Source organism: Pseudomonas sp. SWI44 (assembly GCF_002947915.1).
Lineage (GTDB): Bacteria > Pseudomonadota > Gammaproteobacteria > Pseudomonadales > Pseudomonadaceae > Aquipseudomonas > Aquipseudomonas taiwanensis.
The window spans coordinates 557,955-571,332 of the sequence record NZ_CP026674.1 but is presented as its reverse complement, the minus strand read 5'-3'; the positions used below and the strand labels follow the sequence as shown (position 1 = coordinate 571,332).

Sequence of the window (13,378 nt, the reverse complement as noted above, 5' to 3'; positions counted from 1 at the left end):
GAGTTGCCAACAAACATCATCACCCGCCATGGCTTCGAGTCCTTGAAAGGTGAACTCGACCATTTGTGGCGAGTGTATCGGCCGGAAATTACCCAGAAAGTGGCATGGGCAGCGTCGCTGGGTGACAGGAGCGAGAATGCCGATTACCAGTACAACAAGAAGCTGCTTCGGGAAATCGACCGCCGCGTACGCTACCTGCGCAAGCGCCTTGAAGATGTAAAGGTGGTGGATTACTCGCCAGAGCAGGAAGGGCGGGTATTCTTCGGAGCCTGGGTCGAAGTGGAGGACGTCGAGGGCGACACCAAGGCATTCCGTATCGTCGGCTACGATGAAATCTATGATCGCAAGGATTACATCTCCATCGACTCGCCGATGGCCAGGGCACTGCTGAAGAAGTCCGAGGGCGACGAGGTGGTCGTCGCGACGCCGGCTGGCGAAGCTGTCTGGTACATCACCAAGATTACCTATTCCACCCCCTGACGTGGGTCCGCTATGGCCAGCAGCGGACCTTGCCGTGGGCATCCGGGGTTTCAACTTTCTCTGAGGACGGCCAGCGGGCTGGCGTTCAATGCCCGTCGCGTGCCCAACACGCCCGCGCCACCCACCAGCAGCGCGCCGGCCAGCGGTAGCACCAGCAGCCAGGGGTGCGGGCTCCATTGCAAGTCGAAGGCATAGCGATACAGCACCAGCGTGATCAGCTCGCACCCCAACGCCGCGAGCGTGCCACTGACAGCGCCCAGCAAGCCGAACTCGATGCGCCGGGCCTTGACCAGCAGCGGTCGCGGCGCACCCAGTGCACGGAGCAATGCACCCTGGCGGATGCGCTCGTCCAGGGTCGCCTGCAGCCCGGCGAACAGCACTGCCAGGCCCGCCGCCAGCACGAACGACAGGACGTATTCGACTGCCAGGGTGACTTGGGCAAGGATACTGCGTAGCTGCTCAAGCAAGGCATCGACCTGGAGAATGGTCACCGCCGGAAATGCCCGTGACAGTGCCACTACTTCAAGGTCGTGGCCAGGCCCCAGGTAGAAGCTGGTCAGGTAGGTGGTCGGTAGCCCTTGCAACGTGCCAGGCTGAAAGATCATGTAGAAGTTCGGCTGGAAGCTGTCCCAGTGCACGCTGCGCAGGCTAGTGACCCGGGCCTGGCGCTGCTGGCCGCCGATGTCGAAGGTCAACAGGTCGCCCATGAGCAGCTTGAGGCTGCTGGCCAGTTCGGCTTCGACGGAAACACCAGGAATCTGGTCGACGGGCGGCGGAACCTGCCACCAGTTGCCGGCGGTCAGCGTATTGCCCTCGGGCAGTTCGGCGGCCCAGGTCAGGCTAAGGTCGCGTTGTACCGCGCGCTCGCCCGCCGAGTCCTTGCTGACGACCTGCTGCACGGGTTGGTCGTTGATCCGGATCAGCCGCCCCGGCGTGACCGGGTAGAGCGGCGCTGTGCTGGCGTTGACCTGACGCAGACGTTCGGCGAACGGTTCGCGATCGTCCGGCAGGATATTCAGGGCGAAATGGTTGGGCGCGTCCTTGGGCAATTGCGCTTGCCAGGTGTCGAGCAGTTCGGCTCGCAACAGTGCGACCAAAGCCATGGCCAGCAGAATCAGGCCGAACGCCAGGGCCTGGCCGGCGGCGGCCATGGGGTGGCGCAGCAGTTGGCCCAGCCCCAGGCGCCAGGTCAGGGGGGCACCGGCCAGCAGCCGCCTGAGGCTGCGCAAGCCCAGCAAGAGCAAACCGCCGAGCACCAGTGCGGCAAGCAGGCCACCGCCCAGCAGGGCGAACGTCAGCAGCAGGTCGAGGCTCAGGCGCCACATGATCAGACCCAGTGCGAGCAAGGCCGCCCCGTAGACCAGCCAGCTGCTCGGTGGCACGGGCAGCAGGTCACGACGCAACACCCGCAAAGGTGGCACTTGGCCGAGAGCGGCGATCGGGGGCAGGGCGAAGCCGGCCAGGGCCACCAAGCCGGTGCCGATTCCCGCTAGCGCTGGCGTCAAACCACCGGGTGGTACAACGCTCGGTAACAGACCTTCGAGCAGGCGGAACAGGCCTAGCTGCGCCAGCCAGCCGAGCAGGGCGCCAGCCAGGGCTGCGGCAAGGCCGAGCAGGGCCAGTTGCACGCAATACAGTCCCAGGGCCTGCCGGCGGGAAAGCCCCAGGCAGCGCAGCAGCGCGCTGGCGTCCAGGCGTCGTGCCGCGTAACGGCTGGCCGACAAGGCCACCGCCACGCCAGCCAGCAGCACCGCCACCAGGCTGGCCATGTTCAGGTAACGTTCGGCCTTGCCCAGGGCGCCGCCGATCTGCTGGTTGCCGTCGCGGGTATCGCGCAGTCGCTGGTTAGCCGCCAGCCCGCCTTCGAGGGTCTGGCGATACTGCGCCAGGGCCGGGCCTTCGCCGCGCCACAGGTCGCGATAGGTCACCCGGCTGCCGGGTTGGATGACCCCGGTGGCGGGCAGGTCCGCGAGGTTCATCATCACCCGGGGTGTCAGGCTATAGAAGTTGTTGGCGCGGTCTGGCTCGTAGGTGAGTACGCGGCTCATGCGCAAGGGTTTCATACCCACGTCGATACTGTCCCCAATCGACAGCCCAAGTGCCGCCAGCAGACGCGGCTCGACCCAGGCTTCACCGGGGGCAGGGCCGCCACCAGGCGCTTCTTGCGCATAAGGCGCAGCGGCACTGCGCACCTGCCCTCGAAGCGGATAGGCGCTATCGGTGGCCTTGATGCTGGACAACTGAATGCCGGCGTCACCGCCCACCACACTGGTGAACTCGACCACCTGCGCATGGCTCAGTCCCAGAGATCGCCCGGCGTCTATCTGGTCCTGGCGGGCGGGCGAGCTACCCTGCAACACCAGGTCTGCGCCCAGGAACTCGCTGGCGCGCAACAGCATGGCGCCGTTGAGGCGGGCACCGAAGTAGCCAATGGCCGTGCTGGCGGCCACGGCGACCAGCAGGGCGAAGAACAGCACGCGCACTTCACTGGCGCGGGCGTCGCGCAGCAGTTGGCGCACGGCCAAGCCGCACAGGCGGGAAAAGGGCATGTGGGTCATCAGACCTCCGCAGCGGCCACCAGGCGGCCAGCGTCCAGGCGGATCTGGCGGCGGCAGCGCTGGGCCAGGCGCTCGTCATGGGTGACCAGCACCAGGGTGGTGCCGCGTTCCTTGTTAAGCTCGAATAGAAGATCGCTGATGCGCTCGCCGGTATGGCTGTCCAGATTGCCGGTCGGCTCATCGGCGAACAGTACCGCCGGATGCGCGGCAAATGCCCGGGCGATGGCTACCCGTTGCTGCTCGCCACCGGACAGTTGGCGAGGCGTGTGGCTCAGGCGCTTGCCCAGGCCGACGCGTTCGAGCAAGGTGCGGGCTTGTTCGCGGGCATCGCGACGACCGTCGAGCTCCAGCGGCAGCATCACGTTTTCCAGGGCGTTGAGGCTGTCGAGCAACTGGAACGACTGGAACACGAAGCCGACATGCTCGGCACGCACCCGTGCGCGCTGGTCCTCGTCCAGTGGCCCCAGGTCCTGGCCTGCGAGGATGACCTTGCCGGCGCTGGGGCGGTCCAGCCCGGCGAGCAGGCCGAGCAGGGTCGACTTGCCCGAGCCCGATGCACCGACGATGGCCAGGCTGTCGCCCTGGGCGAGATCAAGGGAGAGGGCGTGGAGGATGGTCAGGTCACCTTCCGCGCTTGGGACCACTTTGCTAAGGTTCTGCGCAACGAGAATGCTGGGGCCCATGGAGAATCCAATGCGAGTGTGGTGGTTGAGTGCCGGTCTGGCGCTGTTTTGCCTGGCCCAGAGCGCGGCAGCGGGAACACTGCTGGTTGTTGGCGATAGTATCAGCGCCGGTTTTGGGCTGGATAGCCGCCAAGGTTGGGTTTCCCTGTTGCAGCAACGCCTGAAACGCGAGGGTTTCAACGATCAGGTGGTCAACGCGTCGATCAGTGGCGATACCAGTGCCGGAGGCCAGGCGCGGCTGCCGGCGCTGCTTGCAGCGCATAAGCCGACCCTGGTGGTACTGGAGTTGGGCGGTAACGACGGGCTGCGTGGTCAGCCTCCGCAGCAATTGCAACAAAATCTTGCCTCGATGATCGACCAGTCCCATGACGCGGGCGCCAAGGTCGTCCTGCTGGGCATGCGGTTACCGCCCAACTACGGGGTGCGCTATACCACGGCCTTCACTCAGGTATACGAGCAATTGGCAGCGCAAAAGAAGGTGTCGCTGGTGCCGTTTTTCCTCGAAGGTGTGGGGGGTGTACCGGAGATGATGCAGGCGGATGGCATCCACCCGGCCCAGGGCGCCCAGACACGCTTGCTGGAAAATGCCTGGCCGGCGATAAAACCCTTGCTGTGACGCTTTTAACGGGGCCGGCTTTCGGCTAATGTTGCGCCCCCCGTTTCGAGAGCCCCCAATGCCGCGTCCTGCCTGGTCCTTGTATGCCTACCAACTGATCGAGCCCGACGAACAGCTCGACCTGTTCGCGTGCCAGGAAATCCGCGTTCATCTGGTGGCCCGTCAGCTCGAGCTGGGGGTGCCCGTGGATCGCACACTGTGTGGCGGTTTGCTGCCGGCGCAACCACGCTGGTCGGGTGTGCAGCGCTCGATCTATCGCGACAACCGTCTGTGCACGTTGTGCCGGGCAATTCTCGAGGCCCAGCGGCGGGGGATGCGCCCCGTGTGGCCGGAACTCTGAGCACCTTTCATCATCTGAAACGCATGCAGCTCGTCAATGCCTCCCGTTCCCAACAGGGCGGGTGTACAATCGACTGTCTTGACCCATCTTTCGAAGGATTTACCGGATGTTGCCGCGCTTTCCCGCCGTCACCCGTAGCCTGTCCCTGGTCGCCCTGCTGGTAGCTGGGCCCGCCGTCGCGCTGGAGCTGCCCTTGCCGCCACCCGGTGAAGACGTCGTCGGTCAAGTGCAGGTCATCAAGGCCAAGTACGAGGACACCTTTGCCGACATCGGCACGGCCAACGACCTCGGCTACCTTGAAATGATCGCCGCCAACCCGGGTGTCGACCCGTGGCTGCCGGGCGCCGGTACCGAAATCATCCTGCCGACCCGTTATGTGCTGCCGCCAGGCCCGCGTGAAGGGATCGTCATCAACCTTGCCGAATACCGCATGTACTACTTCCCGAAAGGGCAAAACGTCGTGCACACCTTCCCACTGGGTATCGGCCGGGAAGGTTGGGGGTCGCCGATCGCCAACACCAAGATCACCGCCAAGACGCCCAACCCGACCTGGACACCACCTGCTTCGATCCGTGCCGAGCACGCTGCCGATGGCGACATCCTGCCTGCGGTGGTGCCAGCAGGACCCGACAATCCGCTGGGCCCGTTCAAGTTCACCCTGGGCGTGCCGGGTTACCTGATCCACGGTTCGAACAAAAAGTTCGGTATTGGCATGCGTACCAGCCATGGTTGCTTCCGCATGCTCAACAACAACGTGTTGGAGTTGTCGAAGATGGTGCCGGTGGGTACGCCGGTTCGTATCATCAACGAGCCTTACAAGTTCGGTATCAGTGGTGGCAAGGTCTATCTGGAGGCTCACACGCCGTTGGACGATCATGGCAACCCATCGGTGGTCGACAAGCACACCGCGGTCATCAACGCGTTGCTCAAGCGTGAAGACCTGGCCAACAACCTGCGCATGAACTGGGACATGGTGCGTGACGTAGTCGCCGCGGAAGATGGCATGCCGGTTGAAATTGCAGTGCCGGTCAACAACCAGGGTGCGGCACCGATGGTGTCGAGCATCCCGGCTGAACTGCAGTAAAGCCGTTTCGCGATGCCTTTAGGGCCTGCCTTAGTGCAGGCCTTTTCGTTTCTGCCGCAGACAGGCAGGTAAAAACGACAGGCAATAAAAAAGCCGACCCACAAGTGGGTCGGCTTCTCAACAATCCGTGAGGATTATTACTTGCGGCTGGCTTTGTCCAGCATACGCAGAGCGCGCTCGTTGGCTTCGTCAGCGGTCTGCTGAGCCTTCTGAGCGGCTGCCAGTGCGTCGTCAGCCTTACGGTAGGCTTCGTCAGCACGAGCTTGAGCGCGAGCTGCTGCGTCTTCAGTCGCAGTCAGACGAGCTTCGGTTTCTTTGGATACGCTGCTGCAACCGGTAGCCAGAACTGCGGCCAGAGCCAGAGCAGAGAATTTCAGAACGTTGTTCATCGTGTTCCCCTTCAAGGACTTTCTATTAAATAGCCATCTCTCGGAAAAGAGAAACTGGCCGGCGTACATAGTACCCATTACTTGTAGTAAGTAAACTGACTAAGCGCAAGAACTGCAAAAAAAATGTTGGCGAAGGGGTAGCCGACAAGATTTGTAGGGGATTTGTGAAAAAACCGTACAGGTGACGCAAGCGTTTGTAGCGTGGGAACTTTTTTGTTGAACTAACGGTGACTTTAACTGTCGGTTGACGTCTTAAGCCCAAGAGCATCCGGCTGCTGTTCCGGAGTCCAGGGTGGGTGGTTCGCCGTGGAGTTCCGAGCTTTTTAATCGCTCCCACCTTGAGCAATCCTGCCTGCGGCGCCTACTATTTGTGAGTGCCCAGCCGACCGAACGATTGCAATCGCCTCGAGGTCCAAGGGGCAAATGGTGGCGTAGAGGTTCCTCCGCCGGATAAACCATCATCGGTTAAGGTAAGGGCCTGCCATAAAGGCCTGTGAGGAGTAGTGATGAGTGAAGCGCTGACTATCCACCATGACCAGGCCGGTCATCAGTTCGAGACCAATGTGGACGGTCACCGTGCCTACCTGACGTACATGGACCTGGGCAAGCAGACGCTGGACATTTATCGCACCTTCGTGCCGAACGCCCTGCGCGGCCGCGGTATTGCCGCAGCGCTGACCGAGAAGGCCCTGGAGTACGCCGATCAGATGGGTTACACGGTGATCCCATCGTGCTCTTACGTCGAGCGCTACATGGAACGCCAGCAGCGCCATTCGAGCAAAGTCTGATACCGGCGCTGGACGCCAGATACGAAAACGCCGGGCGATGCCCGGCGTTTTCATTGGGCGTGGCTTAACCGCGTTTGCGCTGCGGCAGCACATCCTTGAGTTTGGCGCGCATGCTGCGCAGGGTCTTCTCGGTGGCACTCCAGTCGATGCAGGCATCGGTGATCGAGACGCCGTACTGCAATTCGCTCAGGTCTTTCGGGATCGACTGGCAGCCCCAGTTCAGGTGGCTCTCGACCATCAGGCCGATGATCGACTGGTTGCCTTCGAGGATCTGGTTGGCGACGTTTTCCATCACCAGAGGCTGCAGGGCCGGGTCCTTGTTGGAGTTGGCATGGCTGCAGTCGACCATGATGTTGGCCTTGATCTTGGCCTTGGCCAGGTCCTGTTCGCACAAGGCGACGCTGACCGAATCATAGTTCGGCTTGCCGTTGCCGCCGCGCAGTACCACGTGGCCGTAAGGGTTGCCCTTGGTGGTGACGATGGATACGCCACCTTCCTGGTTGATGCCGAGGAAGCGGTGAGGCTTGGAGACCGACTGCAAGGCGTTGATGGCCACGGTCAGGCCGCCATCGGTGCCATTCTTGAAGCCCACTGCCGAAGAGAGGCCCGAGGCCATTTCGCGGTGGGTCTGGGACTCAGTGGTGCGGGCGCCGATGGCCGACCAGCTGATCAGATCCTGCAGGTACTGCGGGGAAATCGGGTCGAGCGCCTCGGTGGCGGTCGGCAGGCCCATTTCGGCCAGGTCCAGCAGCAACTGACGACCAATGTGCAGGCCATCCTGGATCTTGAACGAGTCATCCAGGTACGGGTCGTTGATCAGGCCTTTCCAGCCGACGGTGGTGCGTGGCTTCTCGAAGTACACGCGCATGACCAGGTACAGCGTGTCGGAAACCTCTTCGGCCAGGACCTTCAGGCGCTCGGCATATTCATGAGCCGCCTTGATGTCATGGATCGAGCAGGGGCCTACCACGACGAACAGGCGGTGGTCCTTGCCGTCGAGGATATTGCGCACCACTTCGCGGCCGGCAGTAACGGTCTGCAGGGCCTTGGCGCTGAGGGGGATTTCCTTCTTGAGCTGATCAGGGGTGATCAAGGTCTCGTTGGAGGCAACGTTTAAGTCATCGATCGGTAAATCAGCCATCGTGTTACTCGTCAGGTCACGGGTGCCGGCCGCCAGCAATCCCCGTGCGGCCCAGCAGCAAGAAAATTCGCAGCGGGGAGCCGAACCTTAGCGCGTTAAGGGGGGCGCGACAATGGGCTGAGTCCCGTCGTTGCGGGGTTTTTCCCCAAAGCCCTGGGCGCCTGATGGTGAATCAGGTGCTTCGCATCGACAAACCGGTGTAAAAATGCTCACCGTCCTTTACCTGGAGTCCCCCTATGCATTCTCGCAAACCGCGTATCGGCATCATCGGCAGTGGCGCCATCGGTGGCTTTTATGGGCTGATGCTGCTGCGCGCCGGCTTCGATGTGCACTTCTTGTTGCGCAGTGAATACGACGTGGTGCGTCAGCAGGGGTTGAGGCTCGACAGTGCGGTACACGGTGAGGTGCGGATGGAGGTTCAGGCCTATGCTGACGTCGCGCACATGCCGCAGTGCGATTGGCTGCTGGTGGGAGCCAAGGCAACCAGCAATCTCGAGCTGGCACCGCTGATCATGCAGGCAGCTGCGCCGGGCGCCCGCGTGGTGTTGCTGCAGAATGGCCTTGGGGTTGAAACGCAGCTGCGCCCGGCTCTGCGCGACGACCTGCACCTGCTGGGTGGCTTGTGTTTCATCTGCGTCAACCGACAGGCACCGGGGCTGATCCGACATCAAGCCCTGGGGGCGGTCCACCTGGGCTATCACAGCGGGCCGGCCACGGACGGCGGCGAGGCGATCGTCGAAGAGGGCGCCGGATTGTTCCGTACAGCGGGAATCGACTCCAAGGCCATGAGCAACCTTGACCAGGCGCGTTGGCAGAAGCTGGTGTGGAACGTGCCCTACAACGGCCTGTCGGTGCTGTTGCGGGCCAGCACTACGCCACTGATGGCCGACGCCGACAGCCGGGCATTGATTCAGGCGCTGATGGCGGAAGTCGTCCTGGGCGCAAAAGCGTGCGGGCATGCCTTGCCTGAAGGTTACGCTGAACAGCTGTTTCGCATGACCGAGCAGATGCCTGATTACTGGCCCAGCATGTATCACGACTTTGCCCAGCGCCGCCCGCTGGAGTTGCAAGCCATCTACGCCGAACCGCTGGCCCAGGCGCACGCCGCCGGCTGCCGCCTGCCGAACATGGAAATGCTCTATAAGGCCCTGGCATTCATCGACCGCGACAGTCGCCGCACCTGAGCCTGCCCAGGCGTGCAGCCCCGGTGCGCCGGGCGGCGAAGCGAGGCTGCCCGGCGCTGCTAAGCTGTAGCTTGCTCTGCCTTAGCGGCAGTCGAGGAGGTCGAATGATTCGTTCCATGTTGTATGCCACCGACCTCGGTGTTTACGCGCCATTCGTCATGCAGCATGCCCTGGCCCTGGCGCGAACTTTCAACGCGGAGCTGTACGTGATCCATGCAGTGGAGCCGATGGGGCAGTTCGCCGAGTCGCTTCTGCAAAGCTACCTCGACGAGCAGACCCTGGATGAGCTGCACAGCGAGGGCGTCAATACGGTCATGGCCAACATCGAGCAGCGGGTGCTGGAGAATTTTCGCGAGGAACTGGGGGAGGCGGCGGACCTGGCGGTGATCAAAAACGTCAGGGTGCGCCAAGGTGATCCGGCCCAAGTGATACTCGACCAGGCGCAGCGCCTGGCGGTCGACCTGCTGATTTTCGGTAGCCACAGCCAGGGGGCAGGTGTCGATGTGCCCCTCGGGCGCACGGCGGTTCGCTTGCTGCAGTTGTCGCCGGTGCCGGTGTACATGGTGCCGCTGGCTCAGCATTTGGGGCGTAGGAAATCGTGACCGTGACGGTAGGAATCTTTCCTGAGGCGTGTAACAAAATAGTTCTAGATTTATTTCGAGAACCACTAATATAGTTATATCTCGTCGCTGCCTGCTGCCGGTGACTTACCGCTGATCCGAGGGAAACCTATGAAGCTTCAACAACTGCGCTACATCTGGGAAGTGGCGCACCATGACCTCAACGTCTCTGCGACGGCACAGAGTCTGTATACCTCCCAGCCCGGGATCAGCAAGCAGATCCGCCTGCTCGAGGATGAGCTGGGTGTCGAAGTCTTCGCCCGCAGCGGCAAGCACCTGACCCGCGTTACGCCCGCAGGTGAGCGCATCATCAACACTGCAGGCGAAATCCTGCGCAAGGTTGAGAGCATCAAGCAGATCGCCCAGGAATTCTCCAACGAGAAGAAGGGTACGCTGTCCATCGCTACCACTCACACTCAGGCACGCTATGCGCTGCCGCCAGTGATCAGCAGCTTCATCAAGCAGTATCCGGAAGTTTCCCTGCACATGCACCAGGGCTCGCCCATGCAGATTGCCGAGATGGCCGCCGACGGCACCGTCGACTTCGCCATCGCCACCGAAGCCCTGGAGCTGTTCGGCGACCTGATCATGATGCCGTGCTACAAGTGGAACCGTTGCGTGGTGGTGCCGCAGGGCCACCCGCTGGCCAAGTTACCGAAGCTGACCCTGGAAGCCGTTGCCGAGTATCCGATCGTCACCTACGTATTTGGTTTCACCGGCCGCTCCAAGCTGGACGAAGCGTTCAATCACCGTGGCTTGACGCCGAAGGTGGTGTTCACCGCCGCTGATGCCGACGTGATCAAGACCTATGTACGATTGGGGCTGGGCGTGGGTATCGTGGCCAAGATGGCTGTGGACAGCAAGCTCGACAGTGACCTGGTGGCTCTGGATGCCAGCGAGTTGTTCGAGGCCAGCATCACCAAGATTGGCTTCCGTCGTGGCACCTTCCTGCGTGGCTTCATGTGCGACTTTATCGAAAAGTTCGCCCCACACCTGACCCGCGAGGTAATGGCCAAGGCCATTCAATGCCATAACAAGCAGGAACTCGAAGAGCTGTTCGACGGCGTCGAGCTGCCCGTGCACTGATAGCGACAGGCAATGAAAAACCGGCTCAAGGGCCGGTTTTTCTTTGCCTGTGGTTAGGCCTTGCTGATCAGGTTGCCAGCGTGCAGCCCGCATTCCTTCTGGGTCGACTCTTCCCACCACCAGCGGCCTTCGCGTTCGTGCTGGTTCGGCAGCACTGGACGGGTGCAGGGTTCGCAACCGATGCTGATGAAGCCGCGCTCATGCAGGCTGTTGTAGGGCAGCTCCAGCATGCGGATGTAGCCCCAGACTTCCTCGCTGGTCATCTGTGCCAGCGGGTTGAACTTGTACAAGGTGCGCTCGGGGGTGGAGAACGCCGTGTCGATTTCCACTACCGCCACCTGGCTGCGGGTGCCGGGGCTCTGGTCGCGACGCTGGCCGGTGGCCCAGGCGCTCACTGTGGTCAGCTTGCGTCGCAGCGGTTCGATCTTGCGGATGCCGCAGCACTCGCCATGGCCGTCCTTGTAGAAGCTGAACAGACCTTTTTCCTTGACGAACGGATCCAGTTTGGCGCGGTCTGGGCTGAGAATCTCGATCGGCAGGTTGTACTGTTCACGTACCTGGTCGATGAAGCGATAGGTTTCCGGGTGCAAGCGGCCGGTGTCGAGGCTGAACACCTTGACCTGCTTGTTCAGCTTCCAGGCCATGTCGACCAGGACCACGTCCTCGGCGCCGCTGAAGGAGATCCACAAGTCGTCGCCAAAGTGTTCGAAGGCAAGCTTAAGGATGTCCTGGGGGGACTTGTTGGCATAGGTCGCGGCCAGGGCGGCGACGTCGAAGGGTTGGCTCATCAGGCGGTTTCCATCTTGGCTGTGGCGCTGTGCGCTCGTAGTGATGTGATGGTAACAAAAAACGGCGGGGCAGACGTCCTGCGTGACAGCCGTCCTGGTCACGTCGCTGATGGGCGAAAGCGCACGCACAATTACATCCCTTGCAGGGTCTGCATCAGTACCCGCACCTTGGCGATCGACTCTTCGTACTCCGACTGCCAGTTCGAATCCGCCACGACGGCGCCGCCGCCCCAGCAACAGGCTTGGCCGTCCTTGATCAGCAAGCTGCGAATGGCGATGGAGCTGTCCATTTCGCCGCGCACGTCCACATACAGCAGTGAGCCGCAATACAGGGCGCGGCGGGTGGGTTCGAGTTCGTCGATGATCTGCATGGCGCGGATCTTCGGTGCGCCGGTGATCGAGCCGCCGGGGAAGCTGTCGCCAATCAGGTCCAGGGCATCTTTGTCGTCGGCCAGGCGGCCGGTGATGCTGCTGACCAGATGGTGGACGTTGGGGTAGCTCTCCAGGCTGAACAGCTCGGGCACGTTTACCGAGCCGATCTGGCAGGTGCGGCCCAGGTCATTGCGCAGCAGGTCGACGATCATGAGGTTTTCCGAGCGGTCCTTGGGGCTGTGACGCAGCTCTTCGGCGTTGCGCAAATCTTCGGCCGGGTCGGCAGAGCGCGGGCGGGTGCCCTTGATTGGCCGCGTTTCGACCAGTCCTTGGCTGACCCGGATGAAGCGCTCCGGAGAGAAGCTGAGCAATGCGCTGCCGTCGGCCAGTTGCTGGAAACCGGAGAAAGGCGTTGGACAGGCTTTGCGCAAGGCTTGATAGGCGCGCCATGGATCACCCTGGCAGGGTGCACGGAACCGTTGGGTCAGGTTGATCTGATAGCAATCGCCAGCCTGAATGTACTGCTGGACCTGGTCGAAGGCAGCTTTGTATTGCACTGGGGTCAGATCGCCGGCCATTGGGGCGAGCAGCTTGAATTCGGGGTGCTCGATGCCGGCAGGGGCTTGGAACAGGTCCATCAGCCGGTCCCGCTCGCCAGGCGCCAGGCTCGGGTGCAGGACCAGTTGGCTGGTGCCAAGCTGGTGGTCGGTGACCAGTGCCCAGGCGTACAGGCCCAATTGGGCATCGGGTAGGCCCAGGTCGTCGCGGGCCTTGGCGGGCAGGTGCTCCAGGCGACGGCCAAAGTCGTAGCTCAGGTAACCGATCAGGCCGCCGGCGAACGGCAGTTCGACACCTTGGGGCAACTCGGCCCGACCCAGTCGTGCCAGTCCGGCACGCAGGCGCTGCAGGAAGGCGCGTCCCGTCTCGTCAGGGTGTGCTTGCAGGTGCTGCATGGGCCAGGCACTGATCAGGTCAAAGCGACCGCGTTCGGCACCGGGGCGGGCGCTATCGAGCAGGATGGCACCGGGCGCCTGTCGCAGACGTGCGAAATAGGCTGCGGGGTCGGGCTGATAGGGTAGGGGATGTAGCGTACAGGTCGGCATCAGGATGGACGGCGATGACAAAGCGAGGAGGGCGATTGTAGACCTGAGTGGGGTATGCGCCTAGCGTTGGTGCGGCATTTGTGTGGCGTGTCGCGGCCGCATCGCCGGCAAGCCGGTTCCGACAGGCACCGCGACGATCGCGGAGC

Annotated in this window: 14 protein-coding genes; 8 read left to right on the top strand and 6 right to left on the bottom strand. The window is 62.5% G+C overall.

The genetic code is table 11. From position 1 onward, the window contains the following. Positions 1-3: 3 nt before the first annotated feature. Complete coding sequence (gene greB / locus C4Q26_RS02780) at positions 4-480, top strand: transcription elongation factor GreB (protein ID WP_023379651.1); 477 nt, start codon at positions 4-6, stop codon at positions 478-480. A 50-nt stretch (positions 481-530) separates the two neighbouring features. Here the strand turns inward: greB and C4Q26_RS02775 are convergent, their stop codons facing one another. Together C4Q26_RS02775 and C4Q26_RS02770 are read right to left on the bottom strand one after the other, a co-directional pair. Continuing rightward, the gene (locus tag C4Q26_RS02775) at positions 531-3,038 is read right to left on the bottom strand and encodes an ABC transporter permease (RefSeq protein WP_104881975.1); all 2,508 of its coding nucleotides are present in this window, start codon (positions 3,036-3,038) and stop codon (positions 531-533) included. Continuing rightward, positions 3,038-3,721 carry an ABC transporter ATP-binding protein gene (locus C4Q26_RS02770; protein ID WP_023379655.1) on the bottom strand — a complete coding sequence of 228 codons (684 nt, stop codon included), beginning with the start codon at positions 3,719-3,721 and terminating at the stop codon, positions 3,038-3,040. The genes C4Q26_RS02775 and C4Q26_RS02770 overlap by 1 nt, the downstream gene beginning before the upstream one ends. 10 nt (positions 3,722-3,731) lie before the next feature. On the opposite strand from C4Q26_RS02770, the gene C4Q26_RS02765 reads away from it, so the two are divergent. From C4Q26_RS02765 to C4Q26_RS02755, 3 genes are all read left to right on the top strand, one after another. Further along, positions 3,732-4,337 (top strand): arylesterase, encoded by a 606-nt coding sequence (locus C4Q26_RS02765; protein WP_023379656.1) that lies wholly within the window; start codon positions 3,732-3,734, stop codon positions 4,335-4,337. 58 nt (positions 4,338-4,395) lie between these two features. After that, positions 4,396-4,677 (top strand): hypothetical protein, encoded by a 282-nt coding sequence (locus tag C4Q26_RS02760; RefSeq protein WP_023379658.1) that lies wholly within the window; start codon positions 4,396-4,398, stop codon positions 4,675-4,677. Positions 4,678-4,783: 106 nt separating this feature from the next. Further along, complete coding sequence (locus C4Q26_RS02755) at positions 4,784-5,761, top strand: L,D-transpeptidase family protein (RefSeq protein WP_023379660.1); 978 nt, start codon at positions 4,784-4,786, stop codon at positions 5,759-5,761. A gap of 137 nt (positions 5,762-5,898) precedes the next feature. Here the strand turns inward: C4Q26_RS02755 and oprI are convergent, their stop codons facing one another. Continuing rightward, entirely contained in the window at positions 5,899-6,150 is a 252-nt protein-coding gene (gene oprI, locus C4Q26_RS02750; RefSeq protein WP_003259780.1) for an outer membrane lipoprotei OprI, read from the bottom strand. A gap of 506 nt (positions 6,151-6,656) precedes the next feature. Here oprI and C4Q26_RS02745 point away from each other — a divergent pair. After that, positions 6,657-6,938, top strand: coding sequence for a GNAT family N-acetyltransferase (locus tag C4Q26_RS02745; protein ID WP_023379662.1), 282 nt, complete (start codon positions 6,657-6,659; stop codon positions 6,936-6,938). A gap of 64 nt (positions 6,939-7,002) precedes the next feature. Here C4Q26_RS02745 and C4Q26_RS02740 read toward each other — a convergent pair whose 3' ends face one another. Beyond that, positions 7,003-8,079 carry a 3-deoxy-7-phosphoheptulonate synthase gene (locus C4Q26_RS02740; protein WP_023379664.1) on the bottom strand — a complete coding sequence of 359 codons (1,077 nt, stop codon included), beginning with the start codon at positions 8,077-8,079 and terminating at the stop codon, positions 7,003-7,005. 236 nt (positions 8,080-8,315) lie between these two features. On the opposite strand from C4Q26_RS02740, the gene C4Q26_RS02735 reads away from it, so the two are divergent. The 3 genes from C4Q26_RS02735 (at position 8,316) to cysB (ending at position 10,969) form a co-directional block, all read left to right on the top strand. Beyond that, positions 8,316-9,263, top strand: coding sequence for a putative 2-dehydropantoate 2-reductase (locus C4Q26_RS02735; RefSeq protein ID WP_104882691.1), 948 nt, complete (start codon positions 8,316-8,318; stop codon positions 9,261-9,263). A 104-nt stretch (positions 9,264-9,367) separates the two neighbouring features. Beyond that, complete coding sequence (locus C4Q26_RS02730) at positions 9,368-9,865, top strand: universal stress protein (RefSeq protein WP_023379668.1); 498 nt, start codon at positions 9,368-9,370, stop codon at positions 9,863-9,865. A gap of 129 nt (positions 9,866-9,994) precedes the next feature. Next, positions 9,995-10,969 (top strand): HTH-type transcriptional regulator CysB, encoded by a 975-nt coding sequence (gene cysB, locus C4Q26_RS02725; RefSeq protein ID WP_023379669.1) that lies wholly within the window; start codon positions 9,995-9,997, stop codon positions 10,967-10,969. A gap of 53 nt (positions 10,970-11,022) precedes the next feature. Here the strand turns inward: cysB and C4Q26_RS02720 are convergent, their stop codons facing one another. Next, complete coding sequence (locus C4Q26_RS02720; RefSeq protein ID WP_023379671.1) at positions 11,023-11,757, bottom strand: phosphoadenylyl-sulfate reductase; 735 nt, start codon at positions 11,755-11,757, stop codon at positions 11,023-11,025. Between the two features lie 131 nt (positions 11,758-11,888). After that, positions 11,889-13,232, bottom strand: coding sequence for an aminodeoxychorismate synthase component I (pabB, locus tag C4Q26_RS02715; RefSeq protein WP_104882690.1), 1,344 nt, complete (start codon positions 13,230-13,232; stop codon positions 11,889-11,891). Positions 13,233-13,378 lie beyond the last annotated feature (146 nt).

What these genes read in the sequence shown, in the direction of transcription:
- C4Q26_RS02775 (WP_104881975.1), bottom strand. Translation starts at nt 3,038, where the DNA reads ATGACCCACATGCCCTTTTCCCGCCTGTGCGGCTTGGCCGTGCGCCAA.
- C4Q26_RS02770 (WP_023379655.1), bottom strand. Translation starts at nt 3,721, where the DNA reads ATGGGCCCCAGCATTCTCGTTGCGCAGAACCTTAGCAAAGTGGTCCCA.
- C4Q26_RS02765 (WP_023379656.1), top strand. Translation starts at nt 3,732, where the DNA reads ATGCGAGTGTGGTGGTTGAGTGCCGGTCTGGCGCTGTTTTGCCTGGCC.
- C4Q26_RS02760 (WP_023379658.1), top strand. Translation starts at nt 4,396, where the DNA reads ATGCCGCGTCCTGCCTGGTCCTTGTATGCCTACCAACTGATCGAGCCC.
- C4Q26_RS02755 (WP_023379660.1), top strand. Translation starts at nt 4,784, where the DNA reads ATGTTGCCGCGCTTTCCCGCCGTCACCCGTAGCCTGTCCCTGGTCGCC.
- oprI (WP_003259780.1), bottom strand. Translation starts at nt 6,150, where the DNA reads ATGAACAACGTTCTGAAATTCTCTGCTCTGGCTCTGGCCGCAGTTCTG.
- C4Q26_RS02745 (WP_023379662.1), top strand. Translation starts at nt 6,657, where the DNA reads ATGAGTGAAGCGCTGACTATCCACCATGACCAGGCCGGTCATCAGTTC.
- C4Q26_RS02740 (WP_023379664.1), bottom strand. Translation starts at nt 8,079, where the DNA reads ATGGCTGATTTACCGATCGATGACTTAAACGTTGCCTCCAACGAGACC.
- C4Q26_RS02735 (WP_104882691.1), top strand. Translation starts at nt 8,316, where the DNA reads ATGCATTCTCGCAAACCGCGTATCGGCATCATCGGCAGTGGCGCCATC.
- C4Q26_RS02730 (WP_023379668.1), top strand. Translation starts at nt 9,368, where the DNA reads ATGATTCGTTCCATGTTGTATGCCACCGACCTCGGTGTTTACGCGCCA.
- cysB (WP_023379669.1), top strand. Translation starts at nt 9,995, where the DNA reads ATGAAGCTTCAACAACTGCGCTACATCTGGGAAGTGGCGCACCATGAC.
- C4Q26_RS02720 (WP_023379671.1), bottom strand. Translation starts at nt 11,757, where the DNA reads ATGAGCCAACCCTTCGACGTCGCCGCCCTGGCCGCGACCTATGCCAAC.
- pabB (WP_104882690.1), bottom strand. Translation starts at nt 13,232, where the DNA reads ATGCCGACCTGTACGCTACATCCCCTACCCTATCAGCCCGACCCCGCA.